23 protein-coding genes, 1 pseudogene and 1 riboswitch are annotated in these 26,320 nt (G+C 38.5%); of the genes and pseudogenes, 9 read left to right on the top strand and 15 right to left on the bottom strand.

Going from position 1 to position 26,320, the window contains the following annotated elements; genetic code table 11:
• Window positions 1-577 precede the first annotated feature (577 nt).
• Together rutD and umuD are read right to left on the bottom strand one after the other, a co-directional pair.
• Window positions 578-1,378 carry a pyrimidine utilization protein D gene (gene rutD, locus GJV03_RS15340; protein ID WP_105714093.1) on the bottom strand — a complete coding sequence of 267 codons (801 nt, stop codon included), beginning with the start codon at window positions 1,376-1,378 and terminating at the stop codon, window positions 578-580.
• Window positions 1,379-1,751: 373 nt separating this feature from the next.
• Window positions 1,752-2,363, bottom strand: coding sequence for a translesion error-prone DNA polymerase V autoproteolytic subunit (gene umuD / locus GJV03_RS15335; protein ID WP_004724650.1), 612 nt, complete (start codon window positions 2,361-2,363; stop codon window positions 1,752-1,754).
• A 277-nt stretch (window positions 2,364-2,640) separates the two neighbouring features.
• On the opposite strand from umuD, the gene GJV03_RS15330 reads away from it, so the two are divergent.
• The 6 genes from GJV03_RS15330 to GJV03_RS15305 all read left to right on the top strand — a co-directional run bounded on the left by GJV03_RS15330 (window position 2,641) and on the right by GJV03_RS15305 (window position 7,462).
• A complete protein-coding gene (locus GJV03_RS15330) occupies window positions 2,641-2,874 on the top strand; it encodes a hypothetical protein (protein ID WP_004724652.1) in 234 nt (77 codons plus the stop codon).
• Window positions 2,875-3,324: 450 nt separating this feature from the next.
• On the top strand, window positions 3,325-4,269 hold the full coding sequence (locus GJV03_RS15325) for an ABC transporter permease (RefSeq protein ID WP_004724654.1): 945 nt from the start codon (window positions 3,325-3,327) through the stop codon (window positions 4,267-4,269).
• Entirely contained in the window at window positions 4,269-5,150 is an 882-nt protein-coding gene (locus tag GJV03_RS15320; RefSeq protein WP_154130472.1) for an ABC transporter ATP-binding protein, read from the top strand. Before GJV03_RS15325 ends, GJV03_RS15320 begins: the two co-directional genes overlap by 1 nt.
• Before the next feature lie 77 nt (window positions 5,151-5,227).
• Window positions 5,228-6,232, top strand: a complete 1,005-nt coding sequence (locus GJV03_RS15315; RefSeq protein WP_105714092.1) for a 2OG-Fe(II) oxygenase family protein — start codon at window positions 5,228-5,230, stop codon at window positions 6,230-6,232.
• Complete coding sequence (locus GJV03_RS15310) at window positions 6,229-7,116, top strand: hypothetical protein (RefSeq protein ID WP_154130471.1); 888 nt, start codon at window positions 6,229-6,231, stop codon at window positions 7,114-7,116. Before GJV03_RS15315 ends, GJV03_RS15310 begins: the two co-directional genes overlap by 4 nt.
• Before the next feature lie 16 nt (window positions 7,117-7,132).
• Window positions 7,133-7,462 carry a multidrug efflux SMR transporter gene (locus GJV03_RS15305; RefSeq protein ID WP_004724663.1) on the top strand — a complete coding sequence of 110 codons (330 nt, stop codon included), beginning with the start codon at window positions 7,133-7,135 and terminating at the stop codon, window positions 7,460-7,462.
• A 119-nt stretch (window positions 7,463-7,581) separates the two neighbouring features.
• On the opposite strand, the gene GJV03_RS15300 is transcribed toward GJV03_RS15305, so the two are convergent.
• The 8 genes and pseudogenes from GJV03_RS15300 to GJV03_RS15270 form a co-directional block, all read right to left on the bottom strand.
• Window positions 7,582-8,604 (bottom strand): ABC transporter substrate-binding protein, encoded by a 1,023-nt coding sequence (locus GJV03_RS15300; protein ID WP_105714090.1) that lies wholly within the window; start codon window positions 8,602-8,604, stop codon window positions 7,582-7,584.
• Window positions 8,601-8,819: pseudogene (locus GJV03_RS15295) on the bottom strand (hypothetical protein); the annotation flags it as partial. The pseudogene GJV03_RS15295 and the gene GJV03_RS15300, both read right to left, overlap by 4 nt.
• A gap of 18 nt (window positions 8,820-8,837) precedes the next feature.
• Window positions 8,838-9,272: a hypothetical protein gene (locus GJV03_RS15290; protein WP_004822751.1), complete on the bottom strand. Its 435-nt coding sequence runs from the start codon at window positions 9,270-9,272 to the stop codon at window positions 8,838-8,840.
• A 4-nt stretch (window positions 9,273-9,276) separates the two neighbouring features.
• Window positions 9,277-9,411 (bottom strand): hypothetical protein, encoded by a 135-nt coding sequence (locus GJV03_RS21905; RefSeq protein WP_267313591.1) that lies wholly within the window; start codon window positions 9,409-9,411, stop codon window positions 9,277-9,279.
• 332 nt (window positions 9,412-9,743) lie between these two features.
• Window positions 9,744-13,349 carry an urea carboxylase gene (gene uca, locus GJV03_RS15285; protein ID WP_105714088.1) on the bottom strand — a complete coding sequence of 1,202 codons (3,606 nt, stop codon included), beginning with the start codon at window positions 13,347-13,349 and terminating at the stop codon, window positions 9,744-9,746.
• A 2-nt stretch (window positions 13,350-13,351) separates the two neighbouring features.
• On the bottom strand, window positions 13,352-14,020 hold the full coding sequence (locus GJV03_RS15280; RefSeq protein ID WP_154130470.1) for an urea amidolyase associated protein UAAP2: 669 nt from the start codon (window positions 14,018-14,020) through the stop codon (window positions 13,352-13,354).
• Window positions 14,021-14,031: 11 nt separating this feature from the next.
• On the bottom strand, window positions 14,032-14,787 hold the full coding sequence (locus GJV03_RS15275) for an urea amidolyase associated protein UAAP1 (RefSeq protein WP_004822762.1): 756 nt from the start codon (window positions 14,785-14,787) through the stop codon (window positions 14,032-14,034).
• A gap of 30 nt (window positions 14,788-14,817) precedes the next feature.
• Window positions 14,818-14,919: riboswitch (guanidine-I (ykkC/yxkD leader) on the bottom strand.
• 481 nt (window positions 14,920-15,400) lie between these two features.
• Window positions 15,401-16,315, bottom strand: a complete 915-nt coding sequence (locus GJV03_RS15270) for a LysR family transcriptional regulator (protein WP_004724679.1) — start codon at window positions 16,313-16,315, stop codon at window positions 15,401-15,403.
• A 319-nt stretch (window positions 16,316-16,634) separates the two neighbouring features.
• On the opposite strand from GJV03_RS15270, the gene GJV03_RS15265 reads away from it, so the two are divergent.
• A complete protein-coding gene (locus tag GJV03_RS15265) occupies window positions 16,635-17,297 on the top strand; it encodes an epoxyqueuosine reductase QueH (RefSeq protein ID WP_081401080.1) in 663 nt (220 codons plus the stop codon).
• 22 nt (window positions 17,298-17,319) lie between these two features.
• Here GJV03_RS15265 and GJV03_RS15260 read toward each other — a convergent pair whose 3' ends face one another.
• The 3 genes from GJV03_RS15260 to GJV03_RS15250 form a co-directional block, all read right to left on the bottom strand.
• Window positions 17,320-18,708 carry a methylenetetrahydrofolate reductase C-terminal domain-containing protein gene (locus GJV03_RS15260; protein ID WP_154130469.1) on the bottom strand — a complete coding sequence of 463 codons (1,389 nt, stop codon included), beginning with the start codon at window positions 18,706-18,708 and terminating at the stop codon, window positions 17,320-17,322.
• A 386-nt stretch (window positions 18,709-19,094) separates the two neighbouring features.
• On the bottom strand, window positions 19,095-21,197 hold the full coding sequence (locus GJV03_RS15255) for a TonB-dependent siderophore receptor (RefSeq protein WP_154130468.1): 2,103 nt from the start codon (window positions 21,195-21,197) through the stop codon (window positions 19,095-19,097).
• Between the two features lie 213 nt (window positions 21,198-21,410).
• A complete protein-coding gene (locus GJV03_RS15250; protein WP_004724689.1) occupies window positions 21,411-22,190 on the bottom strand; it encodes a helix-turn-helix transcriptional regulator in 780 nt (259 codons plus the stop codon).
• Window positions 22,191-22,286: 96 nt separating this feature from the next.
• Between GJV03_RS15250 and GJV03_RS15245 the strand changes: the two genes are divergently transcribed.
• Window positions 22,287-23,105, top strand: a complete 819-nt coding sequence (locus GJV03_RS15245; RefSeq protein ID WP_105714084.1) for a sulfite exporter TauE/SafE family protein — start codon at window positions 22,287-22,289, stop codon at window positions 23,103-23,105.
• Window positions 23,106-23,235: 130 nt separating this feature from the next.
• Here the strand turns inward: GJV03_RS15245 and GJV03_RS15240 are convergent, their stop codons facing one another.
• A complete protein-coding gene (locus GJV03_RS15240) occupies window positions 23,236-24,072 on the bottom strand; it encodes a class I SAM-dependent methyltransferase (protein WP_004724692.1) in 837 nt (278 codons plus the stop codon).
• A 15-nt stretch (window positions 24,073-24,087) separates the two neighbouring features.
• A complete protein-coding gene (locus GJV03_RS15235; protein WP_105714083.1) occupies window positions 24,088-25,056 on the bottom strand; it encodes an AraC family transcriptional regulator in 969 nt (322 codons plus the stop codon).
• Window positions 25,057-25,228: 172 nt separating this feature from the next.
• Between GJV03_RS15235 and GJV03_RS15230 the strand changes: the two genes are divergently transcribed.
• Window positions 25,229-26,311: a class I SAM-dependent methyltransferase gene (locus GJV03_RS15230; RefSeq protein ID WP_105714082.1), complete on the top strand. Its 1,083-nt coding sequence runs from the start codon at window positions 25,229-25,231 to the stop codon at window positions 26,309-26,311.
• The last annotated feature ends 9 nt before the right edge of the window (window positions 26,312-26,320 follow it).

Raw genomic sequence — 26,320 nt, 5'->3', positions numbered from 1 at the left:
ATTTTTTATTTTACCTTTTGGTAAAATTTATAAATTTCTTAAGTGAAAAAATTAAACTAAAATAGTGCATAAATGCATCATTTTAGATCATTGAAATTTCTAAAATCGGATTTAACAAAAAATAAAAAACCGCATAAAAATGCGGTTCGATAGCATAACAATTTTTGTTTAATCAACCAGTATTTTAATAAAATAAATAACCTATTAAAAATCAAAATTAAAACTAAAATTAAAACCGTAGCAAAATCAATATTTATAATATTTTACAAGCACCCTCAACAGCTAATCGAAGCTATCATGCATATATTTTTATGACCAACATAACCAATATTAATAATCATATTTGCAGCCGTCATGTTTTTTTCTATATTTCATTTCCTAAAGAAAGCACTGGCTTTTATCCTACTTTGGCCTCAGATGTCGTCAAAAATATAAATCGTGCAGGACAATGATTGGCAGAAGTAGGTCCCATTTTTACTACATCATAAATCTGCTCAGTGCTGATTATTTTATCCAACTAGCCATTATAGTTCTGGCTGCTAAGCACAATTGATTTATATTCATATTTAGGTTCTGGTCATAAAACCTCTTCTACTAAATTTTGAATTAAAATCTGGTTGACTGTCTTACTTTCTGTTACAGAGGATGCATGTGCTCCTGTTTCCAACAGTGTTAATACCCCATGCCCCAATACTTTTTTAAGATCTATACTCTTTTGATAAGGCACTAAAAAATCATCTTTGTTGGCAATATAATACACATCCGTTTTTGCCAAAGCTGCAACATGTTCAGGTAAAATTTTAAAATTCATCAATGCATTCATACGTACCAATACATTGTTGATGGGTGGGAAATCATCGAATCCTGAATTTTCAATATCCTGAATTTTTTGAATATGTTTTGAAATATAGGCAGGCGGATATAGGAATAAAGCTTGTACCCGTATATAAGCTTCAACACCTACATTTTCTAATAAAGTAATACGTGCCTGAAAACACTTTTGTGTATGCGGATCAAGTGCATCCCAAGCATTAATAAAAGTAAGACTGGTTAATGATATATCTGTGTTCTGAACCAAGACCGCCAATTCTGCCCCTATGACCGCACCCAAAGCATGTCCAATAAAATGGCATTGTTTGATCTGTTGTTGTTGCAGAATATCGAGAATTTGTTTTGCCATATTTTTGATTGAGTATGATGTTGGCAATGCATCAGAATCCGCATGACAACCTTCTTGATCATAAACAAGCACTTGAAAATATTGGGTTAATGTTTCAATTTGTGGTTGCCAGAATGAGGCGTGCCCGCCTAAACCTGAAGATAAAACGACAATTTCAGCATCTTGCTGAGTAACACAAGGAAAAATTCGATAGCTCATTGTTTTACCATTTTATTAATTAGTTGATTTAATAACAGCAAAAAATATGCCGAATACTTGTTATGTTTAGGTTGGTTTTTTTAAGGCTTTTGATGACCAATGTAAACGGTAGGATTTTTATCCTATCCTTTACATGCTAAACATAACATCAGCATATTTTTGACATAAAGCTAAAAAGACTCTTGATAAAATGAATCTTTTATTCAAAATAATTCGATATCATAAACATAGACCTACCCATTAAAATTTGGATATTGGATTAAATCCCTTAAATGTATCTTAAAAAAAAGCAACAAGAATGTTAAAAAAAGCAACAAGAATGTTGCTTTAAAATACAAAAGACTTTCAGCATTATCCTCATATATAGTTTCAATCAACGCATGCGTTTTAAGTTATAGGTTACCACACCCCAGATTTCAAATTCCTGCCCTTCTTCAATATAAATATTTTTAAATTCTGGATTCTCAGCTTTTAACCAAACTTTCGGTGGATCAAACTGTTTATCAATCATCAGGCGCTTCACCGTGAAATCATTATCAATACGGGCAATCACAATATCACCAGATTTTGCAGAAATACTACGATCTACAATCAAAGGATCTTCAATATCTATACCGACATCCAACATTGAAAGCGAATTTGCTTTAACAATAAAGGTAGAACTTTCATTTCGAATTAAATATTCATTCATATCCAATGATTGTTCAATGCTATCTTGAACAGAAAATGGCACACCAGCAGCGACTCGTTCTGTCGCAAGTGGAATCTGATAGACCTTATCATTTTTAGGCTGAATGGTCTGGATATTCATGCTAGAGCTTAAATCACTGAGCTGGCCGTTTTTGAAATTTTTCAGTAACCAGTTTTTGATAAAATCTACTTGTGACTCTGGGACACGGATAACTTTGGTCGGCTCACTAAACTGTGCCTTACGCCCAGCATTGGCTCTCGCACCTCCGTGTTCAAATTCTACTTTCTTAGACATTATTTATCCTATATGCTTCATAAAAGCCTGTAAAATCAATATAGCTTGAAAAAGTTACAAATTCAAGTTGACGGCAAGTTTTTTTTGAATAACAATAACTCTATCGATCAGTTTTGATACATCTATTTGAACAAGGACGACAAAGATAATCAATATACTTATCATAAATCAATAATTTAGAATACAGACATCTTGTTAATTTATTGATATTTTTGAATAAGTTCTCTGATCCCACTTAAGCACTTAATTGATTGATTTTCTATGTGGAGACATAAAAATGGCGACTCAACGTGATGCAATTCTTGGTTATGCAGACGAACAACATGCTTACTATATTCGTTTGATTGAAGACAATAATGTGTTAGGCAGCCAGTATGGTTTATTTTGTGAAAATACCAATAGCGATATCGCTGAAAGTATCATGACCACATTATTTTTAAAGAAATCATTTTGGTTAAATGGTTCTGAATTTAGTGATATTGTTAAAGGTTTAGAACCTCTTCCACTTTAAGCTGATGCCAACCTGATAAAATTGGATTTGCTTAAATATTCAACTGAAGTTTATGATTTGATATGTATTTCGTGATTAAAATGTCGTTGTATTCCCCTCGATACAACGACGATTTAATTTTCAATTGATCATGCTATTGATTGAGTTTAGATCCTTGTCATAAGTATTAAGCTTTTTAATCAAATACTCACCACCCATTATTTCTTGTTTGATTATTTCTTCTTTAATCATTCCCCGCTTTATCCATTTCTTGATTATCTTGTCCTTTCATTGAGCTTCTACTGAGCGCTTTACCAGTCACTTATAGAGATCATTGATCACTCATATTCATGAGTTGCTGAAATACTCGCATCAATCCAATCGCCTGTTTATTCATGGCACTTATTTTGCTTAATAAATATTACGTTTTTCAATAATCGTAATACTCAAGCTAAAATGAGGGCGGTAAATATGGGTTATGTCGCAAAGGAAATTGGTCAAAAGAACAAGCTATTACTAAGCTTGTGTTCTTTTCTGATCCCTATATTGCTGTGGTGTGCGGTCAGTTATTTACCTTTTATTTGGCACCCTCAAGTGCAAATTACAGATTCTGGTAGTGTCTCGTATTTTCAAGTTGGCAGCCGAGTTGAAAAAAGTGTGTTCTATAGTGAGGCACAAAATGCGGTCGATCACCATTCTGCACCACCACAAGGTATTTTAGTTAATCCCATTTACTTACCTGCACCACATGAAGTGGCTAAAGCCTTGGTCACTGCATTTACCACGCCCCCAGAGCAACCAGATACACCATGGTTTCATCAAAGCTTATGGCACAGTATTAAAATCGTTTTTTCTGCTTTTTTAATCTCTTCAATTTTTGGTATTCCGCTGGGGATCCTCTGTGGTTTCTCACAAAAAATATCGCTGCTTACAGAACCTTTTGTTGAGTTTTTCCGTTATTTACCTGCACCTGCATTTGGTGCGCTTGCTGTTGCCATTCTCGGAATCAATGATGCGCCTAAGATTGCGATTATTGTAATTGGAACGCTATTTCAACAAATCCTAATTATCGCCAATACGACACGTATGGTCGATAAAGGCTTAATTGAAGCCGGCTATACCCTTGGAACCAATAAGCTTAAAAGCCTATTCAATGTAGTAATTCCTGCGGCTTTTCCAGATATTTACCGTGATTTACGTGTCTTGCTGGGCTGGGCGTGGACCTATTTGATTGTCTCTGAACTGATTGGTACGACCTCAGGTATTACATGGTTTATTACTCAACAAGCACGCTATCAAAACTTTGACAATGTCTATGCCGCGATCTTGATTATCGGCGTGATTGGGCTGGTTTGTGATGTGTTATTAATGAAATTGGGCGAGCGAATGTTCGCATGGAAAGCAGGGGCAAAATAATGAATGACTCAACTTTTAATTCAGCTGAATATTTTCAAAAAATTTATGCACGCCCTGTCATCTTAGAGGCCAAACGACTGAGCCAAGTATTTAAACATGGTAAAACTGAACGAACCGTTTTAAATCAACTGGATCTTAAAATCCATAAGCGTGAATTTATTTGTGTGATCGGTCCATCAGGCTGCGGAAAATCAACCTTAAGCCGAGTGATTGCAGGTTTAGATCCATACCATAGTGGTGAGATCTTGGTCGATGGCGAAGCTATTACAGGCCCAAGCCCTGAACGTGGCATGGTATTTCAGGGATATACCCTATTTCCTTGGAAAACGGTTAAAGAAAATGTCATGTTCGGCCCACGAATGAAAGGTGCCAGCCAAATGACTGCGGAAGCCAATGCACGGGAATGGATCAATATTATTGGCTTAGATAAATACGAAAACCAATATCCACATCAACTTTCTGGTGGAATGAAACAGCGTGTTGCCATAGCACGAGCTTTGGTCAATGAACCAAAAATCTTATTGATGGATGAACCTTTTGGTGCGCTTGACCCGCATACCCGCCAAAAGATGCAAAAACACTTAATGGATTTATGGAAAAACATTGATATCACCATTATTTTTGTCACGCATGATATGGATGAAGCCATTTTATTGGCTGATCGTATTGTTGCATTAAAAGCCAATCCCGGTGAAATTAAAGAAATTATTGAAGTAGATTTACCGCGCCCACGTTCATTAGATCTTATGGCAACACCCGCTTTTCAACATTTAAGAGCGCGAGTGGATCAGTTGGTCCATGCTCAGGAAGATGAGCTAGATCCATCACTACAAGACTTACCCAAAATACCGCGTATGACCCAAGTTAGTACGGGTAAATAAGCAGACGGATTTTTTGAGCATTTGGGACGACCCAAATCGCTGAATTCTTTGTTGGACGGCCAACCTTGGTGATATTCATGTCAAACACATATGTTTTACCGCTTGTGGACATTTCTCTACTCTCCAGCCCTGAGCTTCAAGATCGACTCACAGTCGCACACGCTTTAGATCAGGCATGTAAAGATGTTGGTTTCTTATATTTAACAGGAAAACAATTTAAACCTGAGTTATTTCAAAAGCTTTATCACACTGCCCAGCAATACTTTGCCCAAGATACTGCCATTAAGATGCAGAATTATATTGGCTTATCAGAAAATCATAGTGGTTATGTGCCGATCGGTGAAGAACGCTTTGTCGAAACAAGTTATGATCTCAAAGAGGCCTATGATGTCAATTATGATCACCAGAGCCAAGCAGATCGTCGCCCTTTGATTGGCCCAACGCAGTGGCCTGAGGACCCGATATTTAAGCAGCATGTCTCTGCCTATTATCAACATATCAAAGCGATTGGGCATGAAATTTTCCAAAGTTTTGCACTGGCACTCGGTCTAGATGAGCATTATTTTGATGCACATATTTCCAAAGCCCCCAGTCAACTTCGCCTGATTCATTATCCTTACCATCCTGAAATTCAGGATAAAGAAGGTATCGGTGCGCATACCGATTATGAATGTTTCACTTTGCTATTACCCACAGCGCCCGGATTACAAGTGCTTGATAAAACGGGGCAATGGATTGATATCCCCCTTCTTGAAAATACTTTGGTTATGAATATTGGCGATATGATGGAAATTTTATCCAATGGTCGATATTTAGCAACCAAACATCGTGTTAAAAAAGTGTCTGAAGAACGCTATTCATTCCCGTTTTTCTTCTCTTGTGATTATGACTATGTAATTCAGCCTTTACTCAAAGATCAGCCTGCACAATATGCACCTTTAAAAGGTGGTGAACATCTTTTTAATCAAACTGCACAAACCTTTCAGTATCTCAAAGAAAAAGTGGCACGGGGCGAAATTCAACTTGAAAATGCCCGCCCACTTTATTCATTTGGTTTAAGCCAAAATGAGGAGTCGAAATGAACTTATTAGAACTCTGTACTCAACTTAAGCCAACGGATGATTCAACCTGCTTATTGCCGCAATATTTATTGGGTGCTTTTCGCCGTAAGAGCATTACCTTTGCCAATGGTTTAACTGATGAAAATAGCCTGGTCTATTGGTTTCAATCCAAGACATTTACCATTGATTTACGCTTAAAAGACCCTCGATTAACACCCGTTTTAGAACGACAAGGTTGGGTTGGCGATACTCTTTGGGATGCTCAAAATCAATTACTTTCATGGCATCTCAGCAGTAATTATCAAAATCATGTGCAATGGCCCGAACCTGCAAAATTATATTCAATTGGCAATGCCATACTCGAGTTTTCACCCAGCCATGCTTATGTTGAGGATTGGCGTCAACAAGCGATACGTGGCATTTATCTTGGCTTACGTTTATTTAAAATTGAAAATACTGAGTTAAATACCAGTTATCCTGCGGATGGTGGCTTGATCCTTTGTGATCATTTTATTGCCTTTGCCAAGTCTCGACATCCCGATATACAACAGGCTTTTAAATCCGCTGAGACGTTAACAGAAGCTATTTCTCAGCAACAGATCAGTCTAGAAGCAATCCAAGACTATGAGGTTTCGATCAGTTTTGATCAACAGATCATCGAACTTAGTACCGTCACCAACAAAGTTGGAAGCAAGATTGATCTTGAAAATTTCCAACAGCTTGATCACAACACACTGGTTCAACAGCGAATTATCGATGGTGAACAGTGCCGTTTATATTTCACACTCGATGTATTTCAAGCAGATTTTTGCTTTACAACACTCACGGGCACTTCAACTGCTAGCCAAAGTTGGTTTGATCATGAAGAAAATCACCTTTTCCATCATGCAAAAATAGCCTTATAAGGAATATTTCCAAGCAATGTCTTTTTTATATTTAATCATTGCCATTGTGGCAGAAGTCATCGCGACTTCTGCCATGAAAGCATCTGATGGTTTTAGTCAGTTGTCTGCATCGATCATCACCGTGATCGGATATGCGGTTGCCATTTATTTTTTATCACTGACCATGAAAACGATTCCTGTTGGTATTACTTATGCGCTTTGGTCGGGTGCAGGTATTATTTTAGTGTCTTTAGTCGGCTTCTTTTACTACAAACAACACTTAGATTTAGCTGCAATCATCGGTTTGGTATTTATGATTATTGGAATTTTAATTATTCATCTTTTTTCAAAAAGCACAGAAATATAATCAATGGATAATCATATTTTAATGTGATTAAGCTCTATATAATATTTTTGCACCTAAAATAAAATAGCCCGAGACATGCTTAGGCTATTTTTCAAACTATCTAACTCTTTTAAAAAACGTTATTTCAACTCTTGTAACAATGTTGGATAAATCAGACCATCGACATTTTGTTCGGTTTTATAGATGCCATTTTCCACGTTGAATTTATTGACGTGATAAGACGAGCCATAGATCGAATCAAAACCATTGCCTTTGCTAAAGACTTTTTGATTGGCTTCTAAATCAAGTAAATGGGTACCATTCACCATTGTTTCGTATTGTTTTGGATCGACCCCAGAACGAATTGCCATAATTTTTACAGCATCTGCATGTGTCGCAGGATCATTGATGTATTTCACCGTCTTGTCCCACACTTGAAGGATCTTTTTCCATTCATCTTTATGTGCAGTTAAATGACTCATATTTACGGTCAGGGTGTCATAAATTAAGCCAGATTTATCCTTCGAGGTATAAATGATTTTTGATCCAGCTACCGCTTTTAATGCCTGACTGGCTACAGGTTGCCATACCGCAATCGCTGAAACATCGGGGCTGGATAGAACTTGTGGTAATTGATTGGTGGCAGAATTAACCAATTTGATTTCATTAATTGGAATTTTTTGATCTGACATTGCTGTTGCAAGAAGCAAGTGATCGACCAGACCTTTTTCAACACCAACAGATTTACCTTTTAAATCCTGAATACTATTGATCCCATCTTTGGCAATAATCACATCATTGCCAGCAGAATAGTCCGTTGCCATAATCATCATGCCTTGGGTACCACCTGATGCCGTCACCAAGTTATCGCCATTGGTGACAAATACCGCATCTAATTGATTGGCTGAAAAGGCTGAGAGTGATGCTGAATAATCAAACCATTTAAACTCAACATTGAGACCAGCTTCTTTTAGCCAGCCTTTTTCAATCGCAACCTGCCACGCCACAAAACCAGGCCAATCACTATAGCCAATGGTGATTGGTTTAGCATTTGTTGAAGCTTGAGTACCTTCTTTCGCTTGTGGAATTTTTGCTGTGTTGTCACAACCAGCGAACAATATCGCAGATAATAGTGATACTGATAATAAAGATTTATGGATCATACAGAAACTCCCCCGGTTTTCTCGCCTTTAAATTGTGTATTGGTTTGATTTAGCGACTGTATATATGCACGCCTGCCATCTTTAAGTTGTAAATTACCGATTTCCAACGGCGCTGGAAGCTCTGCAACGATTGCCGCAAAATTTGCCAATGGAATATCCCAAACCTCAACTTCAATAGACGTTCCTGTTGCATCACATTGCAGACCTGATCTTGGCATCCCCCTACTCCCGATTTAATCATTTTGCAGAATTGGTGGCATCACAGCATCCATCAGCTCCAGATGCCCTTTGATCACACCCTTGAGTGCTGTAAATTGTTGGCTAATATGCCGAAGCTCAGAACTTGCCCCTTGCATCAGCATGACTTGTAAGATTTTTTGTTGATCAAGTTGAATATGCAGTGAACTGATCACTTGTGTTAAAAACTGTTGTTGTAAATCAATCAGTTGATTTCGAAGTGGCATTTGTCCTGCATCATAAAGGATGGTCAAAGTGCCGACCATGACTTCATTTGCTTGAGCCTGTTCCGCAATCAGGTGTTTATTGATCATGTCAACAATCGCTTGAGAACGACTTTCGTAGTGCTGATCAACAATTTTCTGATCGAGTGCATTTAGCGTTGCTTCAGGTACAGTAATGCTGATTCGAGCCAACTTTTGTTTAGCCACAAACTTATCCTTTTACCTTGTTGACAGAAATGTTTTGAGTGTTTTGTTTGATATATACGCCTGCACGTACACTGAATAAATCAATAAAAAATGCTTTAAGCGGATGTGTTTTTTTGACTGCTGTTTTGATCTGATTCATAGCACAACTCCATCTCAGTATTACCAAATTAGGTTTTTGTATTACTAATATAACAATGCAGAAAATGTGCCAGTTTTTAACCAAGTTTTTGCTGGTTTTAGCGTGTATTTATGGATGATTTTCGGGCAAAAATAAATTAAATGCACAAGCATAGCGCGAAGCGTTATCTAGGTTTAACAGTAAAAGCCTCTTTTATTTTAATTTTAATCGGTTAAGTCTTTCTAACTTATGACACTTGATAGGATTATGGCTGTAAAGCAAATAGAAAAAAATAAATCTATGTTTAAAACAGAAAAGGAGCATCATGACTGACGCTCCTTTGTTGATTTTTATCAGGCTACAGGTGCCAAGGTAAACAACACCTGTCCAGTCTTAACCGTCTGACCTTTTTCAATGGTGATGGCTTCCACCTTCATCCGTTCAGGTGCAAGAATGGGAATTTCAATTTTCATCGCTTCAATCACCGCAAGGGTTGCACCTTCTTCAACAATATCTCCAGAAGCACATTCGATTTTCCAAATCGAACCGGGCATATGTGATTCAACTGCACAACCACCTTCAGGAATACTGACCGCTTCACCATCATCTACAGTATCTAAACCTTCTGATACATATTCTTGTAAACCTGCGGCATGCCAACGACGGCGCTCTGCTTCAAAGTTGGCTTGTTGCGTTTGTTTAAAAGTATGAATACTGTCCTGATTTGCAGCAAGGAAATCATTGTATTCTTTAAGATTAAGCACACCCTCTTCAATACGCAGTTGCAAACGCCCTGCTTTAAAATCTTCACGCATTTGTAGCAATTCTGCTTCTGAAACCTCATAGAATTTAACCTGATCAAAGAAGCGTAATAACCACGGCTTGTCAGCTTCAAAATTGGCATTTTTACGATAACGGCTCCACATTTGTGTGGTACGTCCCACAAATTGATAGCCCCCGGGACCTTCCATACCATAAACACACATATATGCCCCACCGATACCAACAGCATTTTCTGGTGTCCAAGTTCTTGCAGGGTTATATTTTGTTGTGACCAAACGCTGACGCGGATCAAGTGGTGTGGCAACGGGTGCACCTAAATAAACATCACCCAATCCCATGACCAGATAATTGGCACTATAGACCACATCTTTTACCGCTTGCTTTGATGCTAGGCCATTGATACGACGAATAAACTCAATATTATCAGGGCACCACGGCGCATCAGGACGGACGATTTGTGTATAGCGCTCAGTCGCCAATTGGGTTTGTGAATCTTCCCATGCCAGTGGTAAATACACGGTCCGTGAAGGCACTTGCATATTGTGAATATCGGGTAGTTCCGCTTCCGCTCGTTGAAGTTTTTCCAATAGCTCAAGTTGATCGATTTGAATTGAATCAAAATGAATTTGTAATGAACGAATCCCCGGAGTCAGATCAATAATTCCATGGATATTCTGCTCTTTTACCCATTGCATCAAAGCATGAATACGGAACCGTAGATTCAAGTCTAAAACCAGATCACCATATTCAACTAATAAATAGCTATTCCCCGCAGGTCGGTAAGTCACACTCGGTAAATGTGCTTGTCCTACGCGTGTGGCTAAAACAGCATTTTCTAATGTGTCATTTTCCGCGTGGAATACAGGATTAAAATTCACTTCATCTGTGTCAGAAGCGATAAGGCTTTGATGATATGTGTGATCCAAGACTTTTGCTTGCGCATAACTGACAGGAATAAATTTAACTTTATCACCTGCTTTAAGTTGACCAATTTTCCAAAGTTCAGAATGAATCACCACTGCTGGACAAACGAAGCCACCTAAGCTTGGACCATCAGGCCCTAAGATGATCGGCATGTCGCCTGTAAAATCAATCGCACCAATTGCATAAGCATTGTCATGAATATTTGACGGATGTAGACCTGCTTCACCGCCATCTTCACGTGCCCACTCAGGTTTTGGGCCAATTAAACGAATACCGGTACGACTGGAATTATAGTGAATCTCAAACTGATTGTTAAAGAATCTATCAATATCGTTTTTGGTAAAGAAATCTGGCGCGCCATGCGGACCATACATCACCGCAATTTCCCAATGACGCGCAAATTTAGGGATTTGATCTGCGGCTAAACTTTTGCTTTGATCAGATGAATATTCAGTAATCGCAAGCATATCCCCTATTAATAAATTACGCCCTGCATGCCCACCAAACTGTCCCAGTGTAAAAGTTGCTTTTGATCCTAAATATTCGGGAACATGGAAACCACCTTTGATCCCAATATAGCTTCGGCATCCAGTGCTCATTGTTCCACACTTTAACACCTGACCTTTTTTAACATTTACGGTTTGCCACATTGGAACCAGTACGCCATCCAGTTTAGATGGCATGTCGCCACCAGTAATCACAATTTGACTATCACAATGAAACTTTAAACTTGGCCCTTGTAAGGTACATTCCAATCCAGAAGTATTATAAGGATTGCCTAAAAGTTGGTTGGCGACATTTAAACTTAAAGGATCAATTGCACCCGATGGTGGAACACCCACATCCCAGTACCCTAAACGACCAGTAATATCCTGAATTGCGGTTTGAATACCCGATTGTAAAACCTCAATTTTTTGGGTTTTCCATACAAAGCTATTTAAGAAGCGTGTGGTTTGTGTCCCTGAATTAAACACCTCACCCGCAATAATATTTTGTAGGTATTCCAGATTGGTTTCGATTCCTGCAATCTGTGTATCTGCCAGACTAGATAGCATGGCTTGAATTGCTGCACCTCGATCAGACGCCGTCACAATGATTTTGGCAAGCATGGGATCATAAAATGAAGATACATTTGAACCAGTTTCAACCCATGTTTCGACCCGTGCATTTTGATCAAATTGCACATAGGTCAGTAAGCCTGCGCTGGGTTGAAATTGTTTAATCGGATCTTCCGCATATAAACGCACTTGAATCGAATGTCCTTTTGACGCTAATTTTTCAGTGGGTGCTGACCAATCGCCACTGGCCAAAGTCACCATCCATTCAACCAGATCTACAGCATAGACTTGTTCCGTCACGCCATGTTCAACTTGCAGACGGGTATTCACCTCTAAGAAATAGAACTGCTCGGTTTCAGTATCCATCACAAACTCAACCGTACCTGCTGAACGATAATTCACAGATTGCATAAGTTGAATTGCGACAGTTTGAATATAGTCACGTTGCTCATCGGTTAAATGCGGTGCGGGTGTTTCTTCTATGACTTTTTGATTACGTCGTTGTACAGAACAATCTCGTTCTCCTAAAGCCAGCACTAGCCCTTTTCCATCACCAAAAATTTGTACTTCAATATGTCGAGCATGCTGCACAAATTTTTCTAAGTACAAGCCTGCATCTTTAAAGTTGGATTGGGCCAAATACGAAACGGTTTGATAAGCGTCTTTGAGTTCCGCTTCATCCCAAACCAAACGCATACCGATACCACCACCACCCGCAGTACTTTTTAACATCACAGGATAGCCAATACGTGCAGCTTCGGTGATTGCTTCTGGTTCGCCTGAAAGCAAAGAACTTCCCGGCAACAGTGGTACTTGGCTTTTAATCGCCAGTTCGCGGGCCGTATGTTTTAGACCAAAGTCCAGCATTTGGCTTGAGGTTGGGCCAATAAAGGCAATGCCCTGATTTTCACATAGGTCACAAAACTCTGCGTTTTCAGACAAAAAACCATAACCCGGATGGATTGCTTCAGCGCCAGTTTGCTTGGCAATTTGTAGAATTTTTTCAATATTTAAATAACTTTGTTGTGCTGGTGCAGCACCAATACAAAATGCCTCGTCGGCTAAAGTCACATGTAAAGAATCCTGATCAGCTTCTGAATAAACAGCAACGGAAGCGATGCCAAGTTTTTTTAGTGTACGAATCACACGACAAGCGATTGCACCACGATTGGCAATAAGAACTTTTTTAAACATATTTATGCTCCCATACCATTGTGTATCAGCAATTGAATTTTCGTTGGGTTATAGCCATTACATGGGTTATTTAATTGCGGGCAATTTGAAATCAGTACGATCAAATCCATCTCTGCTTGAATTTCCACATATTTTCCAGCAGCAGAAATACCATCAGCAAAGGTTAAATGGCCGTCCGAGCTGACAGGCACATTCATAAAGAAATTAATATTTGGGCCGATGTGCCGAACGTTTAACTGATGTTTTTGTGCAATCGGATGCTTGGCTAATGCATACATAAAATTATTACGACAACTGTGGATTGGATAGGTGTCATGTGCATAGCGAACCGTATTACTTTCACATGAACAAGCACCGCCTAAGGTGTCATGACGACCGCAGTTATCATCGACAATCACTGCAATTGGGCGGCCTAAATTACTGTATAAGGTTGTCCCTTTTTCAAGGTAAACATGCTGATTAATGGCCAAAGTATCTGTTGCGCTATAACGTTCTGCTGGGTTTTCTGCTGAGATAAATAAGGTATCGACGGCTTGATTGCCTTCTAAATCAACAATACGGAAATATTGGCCTTTTTTTACTTCGCCCATCCATGCTTCACCCGCAGGACAAACTTCATTTAACAAGGCTTGATCTAAAATAGGCTTTTCGATTGAAGTTAAAATGCTCATGATGATTGTCCTTAAATGCGTGTGTTACTAGATGAACTCAGCGCGTAATAACGCTGGTTATTGTCAAATGCACGTTGATTTTGCGGACATGAGTCTCGACAAATATCGTTTTCTGTTAAGGGCAATGCGGTAAAAAGACCCATTTCTATATCAGCGGGGGCATATTGCGCTGAATGATCTAAACCATGCGGTGCAGCCGATAAGAATACAAAACAATCCATTTCAAAACGCAGTTCAATGATTTGCCCAGTATTGTCTGAGCCAATATAAGACAATGCACCCGCATCATCTGGGGTCACTTTTGAAAATAAATTCACTGTTGCGCTGAGGTCGATTTGCCCAAGTGAATATTTGCTCATTTCAATCAGCAAACCATCTAGACCATTTTGAATCATTTGATTTCGGGCATCTTGGAATGTCTTTATTCCAAAAGTAGCTTGGATTTGTTCTGGACGACTTGGACCACACAAAGCGTCATTCCAGCCATGATCATCATAAATAATTGAGGCCATAACCCGCCCCAAATCGGAATACAACACATGACCTTGGGTTAAAAAAGCAGTATGTTGCCCTTTTAAACTATCAGGCATATTAAAACGCTCAAGTCGATCATGGGCATTCACACAAAATAAAGAGACATTGGCATCGGCAGATAAAGCTTTAAATTGAAGTACGCTTCCTTTGGGAATGCGACCTGACCAGTGATGCCCACCGGGTAATTTTTCAGACCAAATGACCTGTTGATCATGATAATTTGTCGTATGCATAGCCACTCCTGTTCGGATAGTTTATTGACTTCCTCCCGGGCTTTTATCCCTCCGTGTAGTTCTTTCGAACCGCGAACTCTCGGTCCAGACATACTCTTTTAGACAAGTATCGGAACCCTAGATCACTTTTTATAATTTTATTTGATGCAAAGGATGTGCCAATTAAGTATTACGTTTTTATGTTTTAGTAATACTAATTTTGTGCGATAAGAGTGCATTTCAGGACATAGAAAGCAAAAATGAGTTATTAATGAGCTAAAAAATGGCGATGTGCTAAATAAAAATCCGTTCTAAATAAAACGATCTCTAATTAAAAGCCATCTCTAATAAAATCCTTTTCTAAAAGAAACCTGTCATCGAAACAGCGCAGCACAAAAAATATTTAGGCTCGTCGATAGGTTGACTTAGGGCATGGCAAACCTTACGCTGCAAACAAAGCCAAGCTTTGTTTTGCTCATATTCTGCTTAAGAAGATAATTCAGGGATATAGCGAAAACACCCGATAAAAAACACGCGCTCATTTAGGCCAAAACCAGCCTGAGTCAGCGCGTGTTAAAATGATTCATCGTACTCAGCAAGCAGGTGCTACAGGATGACTCATTAATAATGCATTTTAGTAATACGTTGCTCTTTTTTTCGAGAATTTATCCAATTGCTTAAGAAAGCCATCAAAATAATCTTTTTCTTTTTCTTCTACACGATAACCTGCATATAAGGTTCGACGTAAACCTTCAGGCGCAACACAATCTAAACGGCGAGAAACCACCCAGCCCTTTTGCTCATATTCATTAACCACCCAATCAGGCAGTGCTGCGATACCATGACCACTTGCCACAAGTTGAATCAACATTTGGGTTAAGTCTGTGGTGCGAATATGTTTTGGCTGAATATTGGCAGGAATAAATAATCTCGACATGATATCCAGCCGATGCTTATCCACTGGATAGGTCACCAAGGTTTCTTCCGCCAACTCTTGCACCGTAATTTCTTTCATTCGTGCTAAAGGATGCGTGATTGAGAGCACCAATCGCGATTCATATTCAAAAATTGGAAAATACTCTACCCCTTTTAGCGCAATTGGATCTGCTGTAATTAACAAATCAAATTCACCGGTTTGTAATAACTCATGCGGATTGGCTTCAAATCCTGAGGCAAAATCCAAATCTACATCTGGGTATTGCTGACGATACTGATTCAGCAATGGCATAAGCCAATCAAAACAACTGTGGCATTCAGAAGAGAAAACGATTCGTCCCGTTTGCCCATGCACAATACGGGTAATATCAGACTGGGCAATTTGCACTTGTGGCAAAATATCATCAGCAAGTTTCAGTAATCGTTGACCAACATTAGAAAAACTCACAGGGCGTGAGCGGCGATTCACCACTTCGACACCAAACCATTGATCTAACTCTCGAAGCTGGTGTGATAAAGCAGAAGGCGTTAAACACAAATCTCCTGCTGCTGCAACCAATGAACCATGTTCACGTAAAGCAGTAAGTGTTTTTAGATGTCGAAGTTCTAACATTCCGTCATTACCAAATTAATATGTTAAAGGTGATCTGGCTATAGCATAACGGATTGATGATGTTTATGTTTAATTATTTTCACTTCAATTTTAATTTTGTTATTTTTATTCATTTTTAAATGATACGCAAAATATTGAAGATGCTCTTACTCATCCATACAATTAAATCACTCCATTTTTGAATGAACTAAATCTGGTGATTTAAAATATCATCCTTAAAAACTTTCAGCTTAGACTGAAAACATTTCAGTGAATTTAAGCACCACAAGACGTTAAAACTTCTAGAATAGAAGATTATTCATTTTTTATATTGTTTAACATGACTCTGGAACGCCAAAAGCTCACACTCCCCCAAGGCCACGACAAATTGTTGCTGCATTCATGTTGCGCGCCTTGCTCAGGTGAAGTCATGGAAACCTTAATTGAATCAGGCATCGACTTTTCAATTTTTTTCTATAATCCAAATATTCATCCAGTCAAAGAATATTTAATTCGCAAAGAAGAAAATATTCGCTTTGCTGAGAAGCATAATATTCCATTTATTGACTGTGACTACGATACAGACAATTGGTTTGAACGTGCCAAAGGTATGGAAAATGAGCCTGAAAAAGGCATCCGCTGTACCATGTGTTTCGATATGCGTTTTGAGAGAACCGCACTCTACGCACACGAACATGGATTTAGTTTAATCAGCAGCTCATTGGGCATATCGCGTTGGAAAGATATGCAACAAATTAACGGCTGTGGAATCCGAGCTGCCGCACATTACCCACAAATTGAATATTGGGATTATAACTGGCGTAAAAGTGGCGGTGCACATCGTATGATCGAGATCAGCAAACGTGAAGAATTTTACCAACAAGAATACTGTGGCTGTGTTTATTCACTGCGAGATACCAATCGCTGGCGTATGAAAAACGGTCGTGACCGAATCAAATTAGGTGAAAAGTTTTATACCAATGCGATGGACGAGGAAAATTAATTTATTCAAACTCGTCCCTTTATCACTGCTTCACATACCAGTTTTTCCAAGAGCTGGTTCCACGTACTTCTATCGGTACAGTTGGAATCAGCTGTTTTTTTAATATCTGAATTTGATCGACCTCTTCAGCCAATCGAGCTTTGATAGAGTGTATACACTCTCGATCCCCAAATTCACAACGGTCTAAATGTGTGCCACCGCATGGACCATTTGCCAGACCTTTAGGGCAAGTTTCAGGGCAAATGTATAAGGTTTCAGCCAGCCGACACTGACCACAGCTCTCACACCCGACAATAAAGTGCTTACTCAAATATTCCGCTTGTAATAGTAATTTTGCTGCAAGGGCTTTATTCCAAAAATTCGCACTAAAAATATAAGCACCCAGCCCTTTGACCAAACTGGAATTAAACATGGTACTGTGAATGGTATCTAAAAATTGATATTTCACTTTCTGATGCAAATTACGCAGCTTAGACTTTTCTACAGCAGCTGGGCGTAATTCATTGCCCGTTTTAAGCTGCCATAATTGAGTCCATAATTGTTCACATTGTTTAAGATCAAGATGTCGATACTGTTCAATATAACTAGTTAAAATCGCTTGCTCATCGGCTTTATGGCACGCAGAAAGATGCACACCAGCATAACCAATATGCTGACAAATCAAAATTTGCAAAGCACAACGTAAATAAGTATTTTCAGTTTGATCAGAATCATGTTCTTGAGCCAACACTTCAAGCATATGTGGTGTAATCACAATACCTGCAACGTTATGTTTCAGCATAAATTTCGCTCGTGCTAAAGTCAGCGGCATCACACAAGCAAGAATTTTTTGCGTATAGTTTTCTTCAATTAAAAACTCATGCGCTTGTTTAAGTGCCACGAGGTCAAAGCCCAACTGGGTAATAATATAATCAGCGCCGGCTTGTAGTTTTTTATGTAATTTTAAATACTGCGCTTGTTTTTCTGCTTGGCTATATTTAAACGGATTCAAAGCAACGCCAATATGAAAGCCGCCCTGTTGTTTGGCAGCGATGACCGCATTCACCGATTCTAAATAGCGTGTTCGAGCGTGGCTACCTTGTCCATCATGATGTTGTTTTAACTTATCGCCAGTCAGTAACAATAAATTTTGCTGTCCGTGTTGTTTGGCTTGCGTTAAAAACAGATTGAAATCATGAATATCTCGGCCTTTACCTGCATAGTGCAATACTTTTTCAATCTGCTGTGGATAAGATTGTGCGGCGATTAATGGTGCAATATCTTCATCTGAACGTACTCGATCTGACAAAGTCATACATACAGGAAAGCCCGCCAGTTGTGTTGCTACAGGCAATACCTCTTGCTTTGAAGGCAAATATTCCACCAAACAACAAAATTGGTTTTGAGCAAAGTATTGGGAAAGCTGAGACATAAAAAAATTTAGATAAATACAGCAAAATAAATAGGCCTGAATTATAGAATGTTTTAAAACGAATTGCTGTAATCATAAAATGCTTTTCAAGCAGATCTCTGCATAATCGACATCATTCACTGCATCTTAATTTAAGCTTTTTAATCACTTCTCTATAGCATCAATGATTTTTATCACGATGGTAGAAATTAGCCATAGTGTTGTTCTAAACTGAATGTCTTAAGGTTTTCGCTCGATTAGCCAATATTTTAATAAATCTGAGTATCTTTAATTCCAACTTTTTTATACTGAAAAAAATGGGTATTGTCATCTCCAATACCCATAAAGCTTCCGCCTTAGCATTAAATTCAAATAGCGAAAATAATAATATCTAAAGCGAACAGCTGTTAATATTTAAATTTCACATTCAGACGAACCATCATTGGATCCCCCCAATTAACCAATTGTGCATTTGGTGTGGTCCCTGCCAGATACTCTCTATCAAATAAGTTTTTAATCGTTAAACCCGCACCCCAATTTTTGGCTTCATAACCCGCATTTACATCAAATAAGGCATAACTTGGTAAGTAGACAAAATCTGTACTACGTTGTGCTGTTCGAGAACCTTGATAACGAATCCCCGCACCAATATTCCAACCTAATTTATCTGGGCTAAAATAGTACTGGGTAGATAACGAACTGGCATTTTTAGGTACATGATTGGTACGTTTGCCAATATCACTGGCAATCACACTTTCAGTGACTTTTGCTGTTGGGATATAGCTATAGGTTGCTGTGGCATTCCATTGATCGGTTAATGCCGCAGCAATTTCTGCTTCAAAACCTTTGGTGACTTGTTCGCCTGTTTGGATTGAAAAGTTTCCAGAAATATCTGCTTCAGTTACATTTTTACGGGTCAGATCATAATAGGCAATATAGCCTTGTAGACGCTGATCCAGTGCTTGTAACTTGACCCCAACTTCGGCCTGTTTACCCTCTTCAGGATTCAGCAATTGACCATTTTCACCGGCATCTGTTACAGGCATAAACGAGGTCGAATAACTGATATATGGTGCAAACATATCGTTGATACGATACATCACCGATCCACTGCCCGTAAATGCATTGTCTGAGTTTTTGCTGCTGCTATTTTTTAATACATCGTCAATTTCAACCTGAGTCCAATCATGTCGACCAGACAATCCGATAATCCAGTGATCATCTACTTTAAGTGTATTGCGTAGATATAAACCAGTATATTGGCTATAGGTTAGTTGTTGCGTTGGTGCCCCCAGTTTGGTACTGGTGATCCCATAAACTGGACGGTCGGCATTAAAAGAATTGATGGTATCAGTTCTACGATAATAATCACTGCGCTCTCGCATCATATCAACACCGACCATCACATCATAGTTGATCTTTCCAAAATCAAAATTACGTTGTAAGTTATTGTCCAAGGTGTAGTTAGTATCTTGTTTGTCTTGATTATTCACCGCGCGTTTAATGGTTGGCAGCGTATTTGTACCCGATGCCAATATCGGATTGCCTTGGGTATTAGTTTTGGTGACCGCAAAATTCTGTTTAAAAACCCAAGCATTATCAAAGTAGTGTGCATAATTTGCACCAAGACGATAAACATCGACGTCATAACCATGATCAGGTTCGCCAAAGAATAGACTTGAAGGATATTTTTTATAATTGCCTTTGCTATAAGGAATGCCCTGTTGACGGATGTATTCACGATGTTGATAGCTGGCAATGACAGATAAATCATCTTTATCGCCTAAATCAAAATTGTATGATGGAGCAATATATTGGTTTTTAAAATAGACATGGTCAGTTGGGTCATCTTGATCAGAGATCCGTCCTACAATACGAAAAGCCCCTTTTGCACGATTATCAGGTGCGTAGTTCAGGTCAAATGTACCCTCTTTTAAACCATAGCTTCCATAACTTAATGTGCCTTTATAAGCGGTTTCTGCTTGTGGCCGTTTGGTGGTTAAATTGACTAAACCGCCTGGCAGCGCCAAACCAAAACCAACTGAGTTTGGGCCTTTGACCACTTCAATAGACTCTAAGCCAGAAATATCTTCCGCTCTTAAAACATTATCTGATGCTTGAATACGCAACCCATCAATATAAGTTTGTGAACTGGATATTTGTCCACGAATAATAAAATCATCCCAGCCTCTTCGTCCATATTGACCAGAGGTCACACCTGCCACACCTTCTAAAGCTTCGGCTACTGTTTTTGCTTGCTTTTGTTCAATTTGCTGATTGGTGATCGCACTAATCGACTGAGCTGTTTCAAATAAAGGCGCTTTAGATCGCAATACCGCACTTGCTGTTTTTGCTGCATAGGCTTTTTTATCACTGTCTGCTTGTACGGTAATCGTTGGCAATTTATTGGTTACAGCATTTTGCGTTATATCTGATTCTGACTCAGCATGAGCGGTGGATAGCATGATGGCAAAAACTGAAAATGCGAGGGAGGATTTATTAAATTGCATTAAACAATGACCTAAAAACTTGAAGCATAATTATAATCATTTTCATTTATATTTATCACTACTTTTTACGCTTTCCTTTTGATGATATAAGTTTGAAAAGAAACACGCTTTAAATAAAACATGATTTTTCTAATGATTCGACTGTCTCAATCACATCATTGATAAGTTAGGCTTATTCTTTTATAACGATCGGTCAAAAATTAATAATAGTGTTTATTTAGATGTTTTATTTTGCAGATGACTCATATATTGAGTTGGGCTTAAACCTAGAACTCGATGAAACATGGTGGTGAATGCAGCCGGATTTTTAAAGCCAAAATCATAAGCAATGTGCTGTATTGGCTGATTTTGGATTAATTTTTCCAGACTTAACAGTACACAAGCATGTTGTCGCCATTTTGAAAAAGACACCCCGACTTCACTTTTAAACAGCCGACTAAAATGCCGCTCACTGATATAAAGTTGTGTCGCAATTTCTTCAGGTGATAAATGAATATTTGGCTGCTTTAAGAACTTTCGGCAAATTTCTAAAATGGCTTTATTTTCTGGCAAAGGTAAATGCAGTTCAATTTTTTCGGAAATTCCCAGCTCAGTTAAAATCAATTCTTGAATCAGCTCATCATGTCTAGAAAGTGGTTCATTTAACGCTGGTGCTTTTAAAAGTAATTGTCGAAGCAAAGGCGAAATTGACAGCACTTCGCAACATCCAATCTGCCTCGGGACGTATTCAGGAAGAATATACAAACTACAGGTTTTAACATTAAACAAAGTCAATTGATGCGGAACTTGCGGTGGAATCCAAACCGCCCTTTCAGGAGGAATGATCCAGTTTCCTTGTGGTGTTTCTACATGCATCACACCCTGAGCAGCATAGAGTAATTGTGCTCGTTTATGGCTGTGCATCTTCAACACATAATACTTAGCGTACTGCGTTTCTATCGCAATCATTTTATGTTTTAAATGCTCAACACTATGAATCGAGATTTGTTTCATATCCGTGTCTGATTTGAGTAATTAAATGCGGAATATAACAAATTTTACCGATCGAGAAATCCTTAAACTGGTATTTATTTTGAAAGATCTCTGTGTATGGAACTCTATCTTATTTTATTGGTTGCAGGATTTGTCAGTGGCATACTCACCATATTATTTGGTTTTGCCGGTGGCTTTGTTGTTGTTCCATTGGTTTATTCGACAATTCGTATGCAATATCCAATTCATTCTACCGCCTATGATTTAGCTTTTAAAAGTGCGGTTGCAAGCTCATTATTATTGATGGTGATCAACTCTGGTTTGGCAACTTATCAGCAATATAAACAACGAAAAATACACAAGCAGTACCTCTTCCCAATCGCGTATTGGATTGCTGCTGGCGCAATTTTAGGCACTTTACTCACCCTGAATATTTCATCACATGTATTAAAATGGTCTTTTGCGCTCTATTTGTGTATAACAATTTTTGATTGTCTGATTCGTCAATTCAAACAGCCGCATTCAAATCCACAAGCAATAAGATTACTCACCAAAACAGAACAAGGTCTAGGCGGCATCTTTATCGGCGGGATTGCATCAGCGTTGGGTGTCGGTGGCAGTGTGATGACTGTTCCCCTATTCCGTCGCTGTGGTTTGGATATGTCTTCAGCGGTTGCCCTTGCCAATCCCTTAAGTATGCCTGTTGCTATTGCAGGTTGTATCACCTTGATCCTTGGGCAAATTATCCAACCACAACATCTAGGCGCACATTTTGTTGGTTATTTTTACTATCCCGCTTTAATTGCTTTGATTATAGGCGGCTTTTTAGGCATGAAATTGGCAATACAATGGACTGGAAAATTGTCTAATCAAATGCATGAGCGTGGTTATATTCTATTACTCATACTGGTTTTAATTAGTATTTTATTTCAATAACGGAGACTAGCAACTTAACGACTTGGAGCTTATCTGTGATAAAAACCCAACTGAAAACCAAGCCATATATCATTTTAATGCTAATATTTTTTATATTTGATATATGACTGGATCGATGTTTTTTTATAGGCTAGTTAATTTTAAACATGACAATACGTGAAGAAGTTTTCAGTTTTGGAACAATTGACATCAGTGTCGTTAACACTAGCCCCATTCGACGCCAACCTTTAAATTGATTAAACAAATAGGTCTGTACATGTTTAAGTTTGGGATGCCATGTTTCGATTTCTTTTTCATCATCTAAGCCAAACTTAAATGTGGCTTTGGTTTTACTCACAGTATCGTGTAAAGCAGACTTGGTACTCATCCAAGCATTAAGCATATCAAAATGCAGTTCAGCACCAGAAAACCGCTCTGCCAAAGCTGTTAACACCTGTTGATTTTGTGCTTGATTGAAGTACATCAATACCCCTTCGATCACAAACATAAAATGACCATTGGGATGCGTCTCTTTTAATTGATCCATCCAAGTGGTCGATAACATTGAAGTTGCGATGAAGTGTTCATTTTTTTGCGCTGGTATTAGTTGCTGACGTTGCTCAATGACTTCTGCAATATCCAACTGATAAAATTCAGCATATTCAGCACTTTTACCAATACGTTGTATACGGGTATCTAAACCACAACCGACAAATACAATAATTGGCTGATTACGAAGATAATTATGAAGTTGAATGAAGTCTTTAACCTTCTGATCAAAATGTGTTGAACGCAATGCAACACCAACAGACGTGGCCTTCTTGTTTTTATATTTTGAAAAATCATAATCAATTTTTTCCACCAACTCACAGGCTGTTTGGTCATTAATTAAAGGATTTTTTTTCTGCGTTTCAACGGATTTGGCATATAAGGTAATCAATAGCGTGTCGGCAATGTCATCCTGTAAGTTAAGCGATATTTTTTTCATTACGTATTCCTCATGTCATTTAGATTTATTTTTTGCAAATAATGCTTTGGGTGATTTTCCATAAAAACGAGTAAACGCAACTGTAAAATTATTGGGATATTGATATCCCACCTGCCAGGCCACTTGAGTCACGTGTAAACCTGACTCAAGTAAGCTATGGGCTTTTCGCATCCTCAACTGCAATAAATATTCAGTCGGATTGACCCCATACAGCTTGATAAAACAGGCTTTAAATTTATATACATTCATACCGATCACACTGGCGATATACTGCATCGTCAATGCTTGATCTACTTGATTGATCATTAACGCTTTGGCTTTTTCCAAATTTTGCACATCCTGCATACTCAAGTTTGCAGGTGAGACTGTTGATTCATCAGGCACAATTAACGGCAAATGTTCTGATAACAAACTCAGTGCATGAATATGTTGTTGTAAGCTATGTTTTGGTTGGTTGTTGCGTTGTAATAGTGAATGTGCCAATGCGCAAGCATGGACTTTAGTGGTCATTGAAACAGGCTGAAAAGCGATTGGATGGATATGGTTTGGGAAAAATAATGTCTTGAGCTGTTGTGAACTTAAATATTTACTCAAAAATTCCGAAGTCATAATCAAGCGAAGTTGAGAAACCGTCTGCTGTTTTTGATAGTGACGTATTCCTTCAATAGATGGAAAAGTATTGATACTGATATGGTCAGTTTTAAAACTGAGCTGTTCTGTATTGTTACTCTGATATTTTGAGCACCCTTGTAATCCAACGGTCAATACCATCACGGGGTTTGGGTGTGTTGCTTGGGTTTCTTCTTCTAATGCATATTGAGGACAATAGTGTAATTGGTTAAGCAGCAAGCCAGCTTCAATCTGTAAAGTGTCTGCATAGCAATAACCAAAATCTTCAGGCAAGCCAATACGTTGTTGCTGTGAAGAGATCTCTTGAACCGAACGCTCTACATCAATCCGTACACGATGATGTAATTGTGTCATCACTCAATACTCCATCTAGCCGAAAACTTCATTCCGCATACTATTTTCTATAATTTTAATATAAGAAATAACAATCATTCTCATTTATTGAGTCATCATATCGTATCTTTGGATCGAATGTCTAGACCAAATGTTATCGGCATTCCCTGTGTAATTTTAAAAGGTGCTTTTAATGAATCTTTCTCTAAATCAAGCCGTACAAATACTGACTCAACCTCATCCTTTACATTCCATTTGGCAAATTTACCTGTCACAAATACAGGCGCAAGCCTTAGATTTTTCAATTGAAAATAAACTCTTTGCATCATTATTTCAATTTGTAGATGCCACAGTCCTAGCAAAGAAACATGCTTTGCATCCTCAAAATACCGATTATCTGTTACAGCTCTTGGCAAGTTTACAGCTGTTAGATACCCAGTTTGACCCAACCAGACAGGCTATGCTTTATCGTATTAAACCAGCACTTAAAGACTACTTTGATCCGATATCAGATCAATATTGTGCTGATGCTCTGTTATATCGGCAGCAAGTGATTCAGTCTGTTGCTGGACAACTTTCTGTATCTTTCTCTCGTGATTTCCAAGCCCAATCTCAAACACCAGAAACAATCGGATCTGCTTGGGCACAAGCGGCTCAAATACAAATTGCCCAAGAACAAAACGCTGTTACAGTTCACATTGCAGATGTGCTTTCTGACGTAGTCCGTGAATTTAAAACAGCAAGACATTTTCTTGATATCGGTGCTGGCGCTGGACGGATCGCAATGCATTTGGCTGAAAAGTTTACTCAACTTGAATGTACTCTTTTAGAGCTTCCGCATGTCATCGAGGCAATTCGTCCCACTTTAGCAAACCATCCAGCACACCAACGCTTACATTATTTAGCTGCGGACTTGCAAAGCTTAGACTTTCAAACTCTGGACTTTCAAACTTTAAAATCTCACCCTCAATACGACATTATTTGGTGCTCATCTGTACTACATTTTGTCGATGATTACGCGTTAATTTTAGAAAAACTGCTTACAGCTCTATCATCAAATGGCGTATTGATTTGTTGTCATGCAGAAATTGACCCATCTCAATATGATGCAGGCATTCAAAGCTATTATCTCAATATGCGTATGCAAGGCAATTACGTTCCACAAAAGGACGATATTTATCGCAGCTTAAAACAACTGGGTTGTCAGCACATTGAAACGATCGAGAATGTTCAATTTCCTGTTGCCCCAGTTGATGTGCTGATTGCGCGGAAATAGGTTATGAAA

This window comes from Acinetobacter sp. RIT698 (assembly GCF_009668065.1).
In the GTDB taxonomy this organism is placed as follows: Bacteria; Pseudomonadota; Gammaproteobacteria; order Pseudomonadales; family Moraxellaceae; genus Acinetobacter; species Acinetobacter guillouiae.
This window is presented reverse-complemented; position numbering and strand designations above follow the sequence as displayed.